The following is an 8,319-nucleotide window of genomic DNA, read 5'->3' as shown; positions in this document are numbered from 1 at the left end:
ACTGAATAAAAAAAAAACTGCTGGAAGGGTGTGGATTGGAGTGAATGCCGCTTCTTTTTTTCCTGACAACATCAAATTAGCACTTCAGAATAATCCCCCTGGGGAGTGGATTCCGGAGATTCCAGATGAGTGTATACGCCTGCATTGCGGCTATCCAGCTTCAGCCCTTATGCCTGATAAAGAGGTAAAGGCAGCTGTTAAGAGTTTATTAGAGGAAGAGCATGATTTGCCGCTCCATTATATAGGAAGTCCCAAAATAATAAAACTCAAGGAACAGGTTTTAAAGAGATTGAAAGAGCGGGGGATATCTGTTGCTGAAAAAGAGCTTTTGATCACTTCAGGTGCATGTCAGGCGATCGATTTGATTGCCCGTATTCTCCTTGATGAGGAGTCAATAGTGGCAATAGAATCTCCTACTTATATGGAGGCTTTAGAAATTTTCCAAAACTACACAAAACATACAATTAGTATTCCTGTAGACAAGAACGGACTTCAAACAGATGTATTGGAAGAGATTCTAGAGGATAGAAAGCAAAAAGGGCTCGCTCTGCCGCGTTTTCTTTATACGATCCCAACCTTTCAAAATCCTACAGGCACAACGATGACAGGAGAGCGCCGGCAGCATGTATTGGAGCTTGCCAATAAGTATAATTTCCTAATAGTGGAGGATGATGCTTATGGGGAATTATCATTTAATAAAAGTCTCCCCACTCTTAAAGCAATGGATCAAAGCTCCCGGGTTCTGCATGTCGGTTCGTTATCCAAGATAGTGGCCCCGGGTATGCGTATAGGATGGATAGCGGGAGCAAGTGAAATAATCCATGCATGCGCCTGGTTTAAAAAAGATCTGAACCATCCGTTTGCTCAATCTGCCATGGCTGTTTATTTGGCAAACACGGATTTTAATAATAAACTGGTAACCTTGAGAGATACATACCGGTCCAAATGCGATGTTCTGACCTCCGCATTGGAACAGTACTTTCCTGAATCAGCTTCCTGGTATGTGCCTGAAGGGGGTTATTTCGTGTGGATGAAGATTCCCGGTGCCGATACATCGGAACTGCTGACACATGCCCTTGCAGAGGGGGTATCTTTTATTCCTGGCAAGTACTTTTTCAAAGATCAGGAAGCCGGAACGGAATTTCTGCGCCTTTCCTTCAGTTATGCGGATGAGAAGGAAATAACAGAGGGGATTCGCAGGCTGGGAAAAGTCGCAGAGGCCTATCTTTAAATGAAAACATTTCTATGGAACTTTTAAAAATGAAGAGGAATAAAGTAAACAGAGCCTAATTATCTTGGTTTTGTAAGCCAGAAATTAGGCTTTTTTAAAAATGCCAGTCAATGATCGGTAAATTCTAAATTAAAGTCTAACTTTAACCTCAGTACCGTCCTTGGCTTTGACATCTACTAGCACGATCCCCTTATAATTTGAAGGAGTGATTTATCCATGCATTTTCGAAAAAACAAATGAAGAAGATTTACAAGCTATTGTCCGCTTGCTTGCCGATGATGAATTGGGAGCAAAGCGTGAGAGGTATGAAGAACCTCTGCCGGATTGCAGTCTATAGGATCTTAACCTCAAAGAGTACATAACATATATTTTTGAAATTGAGTGTCTTCGTAAGTGTTTGTCGAATCTAAAAAGGAAATACTGAAACCACAGAAGATGCCTGCCAGATGGAAAAGTGCAGGCATCTTCTGTGGTTTTATTAGAAGGGTAGGTATATGGGATTTTAAAATACCCTGTCGCCATTAAAGATTGAATTTTTTACGATAACATAATCAACATGACAAATGGCATCCAGCTTGTTGCCGCCTGCGTAAGAAATAGAGGACTGGAGATCCTGCTCCATTTCTTTCAGCGTATCTGCTAATGATCCTTTGTGCTCTACTAAAATTCTTTTGCCTTCAACATTTTTCTTTTCGCCTTTTTGAAATTCAGAGGCTGAGCCAAAGTATTCTTTATAGAGCTTTCCGTCTTTCTCATAAATATCTGGATCTTCCGTTTGCAGATACTCGTTTACAAGAATTCCCCCGCGCTGTCCCACATCCAGCCCTGCCAAGAGGGCCAGCTTATTTTCAGGTTTTACCCCTATGGATAAAATCGCCATGTGCGTGCAGAGCTCTGTCCCGCTTGCCAGTTCAATGGTGTTCCCGTTCTCCTTAAACGCCTTGACTCCATCCTCTAATATCAAATCGACTCCTTTGTCAATGAGATGGGAATGGTACCTGAAAATATTGTGGCGTACACAGAATAGACAAAAAAGCACGGTTAACTATAAAATGATCGTTTCAGCCTGTATATTAATTATAATTTAGTGTATGGAAAGAGATTTGGTAATTTATAACTATTAATTCGACATTTTATCCAATAAAAAAATAATTCGTATTATTCATTCAATCAAGACTCTCCTATTCTATAATTTAGAGTATCTAAATAATAGGAGGTCAAAATAATGAAAAAAAAGCTGCTTGCACCTGTATTGCTGTCATCGGCGTTATTGGCAGGTTCCATTCCTGTAAATGTTTTCGCCGAGCCGGCAGATTCTGCGAAGGTTCAGCCTGTACAAGCTTCCAAGGAATGGAATGAAAAAGCAAATGTTCCTTTATTTGTGAAAGAGAGATTTGCAGAGAAATTCTCTTCCAGCACTCCGGCGAACGCATTAAATTATTTAAAGAAGCATCAGGATCAAACAGGTATTAAAAGTCCTGATAAAAACCTGGAAGTGAAAAATGTACAAAAAGATGAGCTTGGCATGACCCACGTCAGGTTTAATCAGGCAGTCAATGGTGTGAAAGTAGAAGGGTCTGAAGTAATTGTCCATTATAATGAAAATAATGAAGTAGTATCCGTGAACGGAAGAGTAAATCAGGCTATTGCCGATGAAGCAGTGGATACGTCGGTGTCTTTAAAACGTGATGCTGCAGTAAATACAGCTTTATCCGCTGTCCGTGCTCCAAAGGATCTTACATATGAGCCAACTTCTGAACTTGTTATCTATCCGTTTGAAGGGAAAAATCATACGGCATATAAAGTAAATGTAAACTTCATGGCAGATGAACCTGGAAACTGGTTTGTGTTTGTAGACGCCAAATCGGGTGAAGTCATTGATCAATACAATGGAATCCTGCATGCTGAAGAAAATAAAACCCAGAAAGGATTCGGAAAAGGCGTAAATGGAGATCATAGGGAGCTTCATATTACCCGAACGAAAGAAGGTGCCTCCGGGACAAAGTTTGCGTTAGCCGATTACTCTCATGAGAACTTGGACGGGATTTTTACTTTTGATTCTAAAAATGATTGGGATTCAAATAATGATGCCCTGTATGTCGGGAATTCGGCTGCGTTTATAGGGGATTATGACCGTGCTGCAGTAGATGCCCATTATAATTCCGAGAGGGTATATGAGTATTTCCTGAATGAACACAACCGCAATTCTCTCGACGGGGAAGGGATGGCTATCAATTCTTATGTACACATGGGCACAGATTACAATAATGCATTCTGGAACGGCCGTTATATGGGTTATGGCGATGGAGACGGTGAGTTTTTCATTTCATTATCTGCGGGACTTGATGTTGCTGCCCATGAGATGACCCATGGTGTAATCTCTCATACTGCAAACCTAGCATACCGGAATCAATCTGGGGCCCTGAATGAATCCTTCGCTGATGTCTTTGGGGTTCTGGTTGACGATGATGACTGGGAAATGGGCGAGGACATTATGGCGCCTGCTGCTAAAGCTGACGGAGTAACGAGATTGCGCAGCTTAAGTGATCCTAACAGTGTTGTCGTAAGTAATCCGCAAAGAGCAGCATATGGCAGCGGAGTCTATCCGGCACATATGGATGAATATTACGACATGCCTTTAAATGTCGACAATGGCGGAGTCCATGTAAATTCTTCTATTACAAACCATGCAGCCTACCTGATCGGGCAGGAAATTGGCAGGGAGAAGCTGGGGAAAATTTATTACCGTGCATTAACTGTTTATTTGACCTCTAATTCTAATTTTAGTGATGCACGCCAGGCAATTGTTCAGTCTGCCATTGATCTATACGGAGAAGGCAGCACCGAACATACCGCAACTGCATCTGGATTTGATGCCGTGGGGATTTACTAGGTTAATATAAGGTGAAAGGCATTATTCATCCGGGTAATGCCTTTTCACCGATTTTAATCAACCTGCAATCTGGCCATCGCTCATTTTTATTATACGATCGGCGAAAGAAAGCATTTCTTCATCATGTGTAACGATTAGAGTGGTTATGTTTAGGGTTTTCGTTAAATCCCTGATTAGCAGCATAACATCTTTAGATCTTTTTGAATCCAAACTGGCAGTGGGTTCATCTGCGAAGAGCACTTTAGGTTTATGGATAATTGCACGGGCAATTGCAACCCGCTGCTTTTCCCCGCCCGACAATGAAGACGGGTAAGCTTTTTTCCGATGGTCCATTCCAACTAGTTTTAGAACTTTGTCAATTTCTGCTTTTTGTTCATCCTTCTTTAATTTCAGCTCAGAAACATCCAACATTAACATGAGCTGTTCTTCTACTGTGAGAAACGGAACAAGATGAGCAAATTGAAACACGAAACCAAATTTACATGCCCGTATTTTTCGGACTTGCTCCGGACTCATGGCAGTCATATTTTTCTCTTCAAATAGTACTTTTCCACCTGATGCAGGTTGAAGACCAGCTGCGATTGTAAGAAGTGTACTTTTACCAGAACCTGATGCACCGACTAACGCCGTTATCTCACCTTCTCTCAGAGAAAGGTTAACTCCTTTTAGTATCTCTTCCTTCACTTCACCATTAGAAAATGTTTTCCTCACTTCATCAATTGAAAATACAGTCATATTAAACCTCTCCTTGCTGAATCGCCTGTAATGGTTCAACTTTTTTTATTTGTATACCTGATAAAGTAGCTCCAATAAAACCTATAATCAAGAAGACCAATGACAATAGCCCTGTTGTAGTAGCGGTTAGACTAAAAGGCATTCCTTTAGGGGCAATCATATTAAAAACTTGACTAAATGTAATAGAGAGTAACAGTGCAATGATTGTAATAAAAAGCATCTGAGTCCACATCATCTTAAACAATGAACTTGTTTTTACTCCAATAGCTTTTAAGATACCGTATAATCCAATTTTTTGAACGTTCATCATGTAGAAAAAGATAGCAAACAGCATTCCGCTAATTACAACTAAAAACCACACAATCATATTTAAAGACATCTGTTCTGCACTATAACTCGGAATGGTATTGAGAAAATCTTTCTTTGAGAATGATTGTAAATCAGGAATATTTAATGTCAGATCCCCTCCGGGCATGAAAATTAATTGCATTTCTTCTACTCGGTAAATTTCCTTGAAATCTTTCAAATTTATATAAGCAACAGGCGCATGGCTATATTTCTTTTGATCCACAAACCCTTTTACAACAAACTTGCTGCTATATTGATTATTCGTGAAGGTATCTCCAACCTTGATGCCTTCTTCCTCCAATGAACGATCAAGCACGATTTCCCCGCTTTTAACATTTTCAAATAACGTTGACTCTGTGGATGCAACAAAGGCGACGCTTCGCTGCTTATCGTTTTCATCATTCAAAAAGCCCATTTGTATGGAAAGCGCTGCAGCCTCCTTATGTTTGCTTAATATTTCATCCTGGATACTTCTGTCTATTCTTGACAAATTATAGGTTTCCTCAGCTTCTTCATCCATATAGAATACACCGTTTGGCAAGTCTTTAATTAATGCAGCATTATCTTGTGATAATCCATTTGCCAAACCAGAAATAATAAAAGTTAATAAACTGACTAGAAAAATGATTGAACCTAATATTAAAAAACGGATTTTATTTCTTTTGATTTCTTTCCATGCAATGTTCATTAAATCTCCTCCAATCTCCTTTGACATCCTTAGTCTATAATTCTTTTATGAACAGAAAATGAACAACAAGTTACAAATTGCAGGGAGCGGGGCGGAGACATTTTCGAATAGGGGGTCCCATAGAGATGAGCGGAAGGTGAAGAAAAGTATACAAAAAGTGTCAGACATGATCAGTGGGGCCCACGGAAAATTCCTGACACAATCAATGACTTTATTAACGAATAGGCAATTCAACAACAAATGCAGTGCCTTCTTTTTCTTTACTATTCACATGTATTTGTCCACCATGCAGTTTAACAATCGTGGCAGCGATTGAAAGTCCAAGCCCTGTCCCCTCAACTGAACGCGAGCGTGCGATATCAGCCCGGTAAAAGCGGTCAAATATTCTATCTATTTCTTTCTTGTTCAAGCCTATCCCAGTATCTGCAAAAGTGACAAAAACCGATCCTCTGCTTTCTTCAATTGATATCTCAATACTGCCAGCGGGATTATTATACTTAATAGCATTAGTTAATAAATTATCCCAAACCGTATTCAGTAAAGAAGGGTCACCCGTAATTTCTGTATCTGGCAAGGTGCAGTCAAGCATAATGTCTTTTTCATTTACAACCCATTGATAATTACGAACCAGTTCCTTAATTTGCTGGGCAACATTAAATGTTTTTTTGTTCATAATATCTTCATTGCGATCTAATGAGGCAAGAAGCAATAATTGTTTTGTCAATGTCGAAAGCCTGCTAATTTCACCGTTTATGACAGAGATGTATTTTGTTTTTTCTTTATATTCAAGTGATTCTTTCTCCAATAAATTGGTATACCCTTTTATATTAGATAAGGGGGATTGGATGTCATGAGAAATGTTTGAGATGAATTCTTTTCTCATCTCATCCAATTGTTCTAATTTACGCGACATTTGCAAAAAACTTTGTGATAATTCCCCTAATTCATCACTGCGATTAATATCAAGCTCAACATGAAAGTTTCCTTTCGCAAGTGACTTTGTGGCCGCTGTTAATTTCGATATCGGCTTCACTAAATATTTTGTACTGACAACTACCATCAAGATGCTTATCACAATCATTAATACGAGAAGCCAGCCAAATAAAATATGCATCTCATTAAAAAGAAGCTTAATATCAGGTCTAATAAAAAGAGCATAGTTAATGCCATTATGCTTTAAAGGGACACCTATTGTATTCTTAAGTTCATTTGCAAAAAAGCCTGTCACAAAGGTTTTTTGTGGATAATGGATAATACCATGATAAATATCACCGTTTAATACTTGCTCTTTAGTGGAAGGAGAAAGGGTATTATCCCTGAACTTTGCTCCAAAATAGGATTCCTTTCCTGAATCGTCTGCCAGATAAATTTGATATCCTATGGCAGAAAGGTTCTCGAGGTACTCCTTCAGACTGATATTCGGATGTTCTTCAGCAAATGCAGTTATATCCAGGGCAATTTTTGTGATTTTTTGATCATTATAGGGTTTTAATGTTTGCTGATAATAAGCATTTGAGATTAAAAAAGCTAAGATTCCGCTTAAAATCATGATTCCTGTTGTAATCACAACAAATTTCACATAAAGAGACTTCATCCACGTTTTGCCTCCAATAAATAACCAATCCCGCGTACTGTCTTAATTTGAAAATCATCCGTCAGTTTAGAAAAACGATCCCTCAATCTTTTTACATGGACATCTACAGTCCTTTCATCCCCTTCATAATCCAAACCCCAAATATGTTCAATAAGATGGTCCCGGGAAAACACCTGCATAGGATTTGAAATGAAAATATACAATAGTTCGAACTCCTTTAAGGGTAAAAATATCGTTCGGTCTCCAATTTGAACTTCATAGCTTTTTTTGTTTATAGTCGTATGTCCAATACGAAAAATTGATTCATCAGGCTGTTTATCATAACGTCGAAGCAATGCTTTGATTCGAAAGAGTAACTCCTTTGGTTCAAAAGGCTTGACCATATAGTCATCAGTTCCGGAATGAAAACCTTTTTCCTTATCCTCAATTTGATTCTTAGCCGTTAACAGGATGATTGGAATGTCATGCACATCACGAATCTTTCTCGTCAAGGCATAACCGTCCATATAAGGCATCATCACATCCACAACTGCTAAATCACATTTTTTATTACTTAAGATGCTCAAAGCTTGTATACCATCCTGAGCCTCGTATACCTTATACCCTGCTGCAGATAAATGAACATCTACCAGCTTTAAAATATGGATATCATCATCGACAATTAGAATATTCGTCATTTAAGATACTCCCCATGCAAAAAATAGAAATCACTAATAGAATATCCGGTAATAAGCTGCACATCAAGTATCAAAGGTTAATCGATCCTTCTGTTCACTTTATTTACAAGCTCAATTATTTTTTAATCAACCCTAAAAAATTTCAAAATAAAG

Annotated in this window: 7 protein-coding genes and 2 pseudogenes; 3 read left to right on the top strand and 6 right to left on the bottom strand. The window is 38.8% G+C overall.

Going from position 1 to position 8,319, the window contains the following annotated elements:
• Nucleotides 1–40: 40 nt before the first annotated feature.
• Both BFI01S_RS20130 and BFI01S_RS24450 read left to right on the top strand, forming a co-directional pair.
• Nucleotides 41–1,231, top strand: coding sequence for an aminotransferase-like domain-containing protein (locus BFI01S_RS20130; protein WP_061794189.1), 1,191 nt, complete (start codon nucleotides 41–43; stop codon nucleotides 1,229–1,231).
• Nucleotides 1,232–1,436: 205 nt separating this feature from the next.
• Complete coding sequence (locus BFI01S_RS24450) at nucleotides 1,437–1,568, top strand: hypothetical protein (RefSeq protein WP_268875347.1); 132 nt, start codon at nucleotides 1,437–1,439, stop codon at nucleotides 1,566–1,568.
• Between the two features lie 165 nt (nucleotides 1,569–1,733).
• Here the strand turns inward: BFI01S_RS24450 and BFI01S_RS23825 are convergent.
• A pseudogene (locus BFI01S_RS23825) lies at nucleotides 1,734–1,985 on the bottom strand (GMP reductase); the annotation flags it as partial.
• Between the two features lie 12 nt (nucleotides 1,986–1,997).
• Nucleotides 1,998–2,270 (bottom strand): annotated as a pseudogene (locus BFI01S_RS23820) (NAD(P)/FAD-dependent oxidoreductase); the annotation flags it as partial.
• A gap of 186 nt (nucleotides 2,271–2,456) precedes the next feature.
• Here BFI01S_RS23820 and BFI01S_RS20120 point away from each other — a divergent pair.
• Complete coding sequence (locus BFI01S_RS20120) at nucleotides 2,457–4,124, top strand: M4 family metallopeptidase (protein WP_061794187.1); 1,668 nt, start codon at nucleotides 2,457–2,459, stop codon at nucleotides 4,122–4,124.
• A gap of 57 nt (nucleotides 4,125–4,181) precedes the next feature.
• Here BFI01S_RS20120 and BFI01S_RS20115 read toward each other — a convergent pair whose 3' ends face one another.
• From BFI01S_RS20115 to BFI01S_RS20100, 4 genes are all read right to left on the bottom strand, one after another.
• A complete protein-coding gene (locus BFI01S_RS20115; protein ID WP_061794186.1) occupies nucleotides 4,182–4,859 on the bottom strand; it encodes an ABC transporter ATP-binding protein in 678 nt (225 codons plus the stop codon).
• 1 nt (nucleotide 4,860) lies between these two features.
• On the bottom strand, nucleotides 4,861–5,895 hold the full coding sequence (locus BFI01S_RS20110) for an ABC transporter permease (protein ID WP_061794185.1): 1,035 nt from the start codon (nucleotides 5,893–5,895) through the stop codon (nucleotides 4,861–4,863).
• A 214-nt stretch (nucleotides 5,896–6,109) separates the two neighbouring features.
• Nucleotides 6,110–7,489 carry a sensor histidine kinase gene (locus tag BFI01S_RS20105; protein ID WP_061794184.1) on the bottom strand — a complete coding sequence of 460 codons (1,380 nt, stop codon included), beginning with the start codon at nucleotides 7,487–7,489 and terminating at the stop codon, nucleotides 6,110–6,112.
• Nucleotides 7,486–8,166: a response regulator transcription factor gene (locus BFI01S_RS20100; protein ID WP_061794183.1), complete on the bottom strand. Its 681-nt coding sequence runs from the start codon at nucleotides 8,164–8,166 to the stop codon at nucleotides 7,486–7,488. The genes BFI01S_RS20105 and BFI01S_RS20100 overlap by 4 nt, the downstream gene beginning before the upstream one ends.
• Between the last annotated feature and the right edge of the window lie 153 nt (nucleotides 8,167–8,319).

It is taken from the genome of Cytobacillus firmus NBRC 15306, assembly GCF_001591465.1.
Classification (GTDB): Bacteria; Bacillota; Bacilli; order Bacillales; family Cytobacillaceae; genus Cytobacillus; species Cytobacillus firmus.
This window is presented reverse-complemented; position numbering and strand designations above follow the sequence as displayed.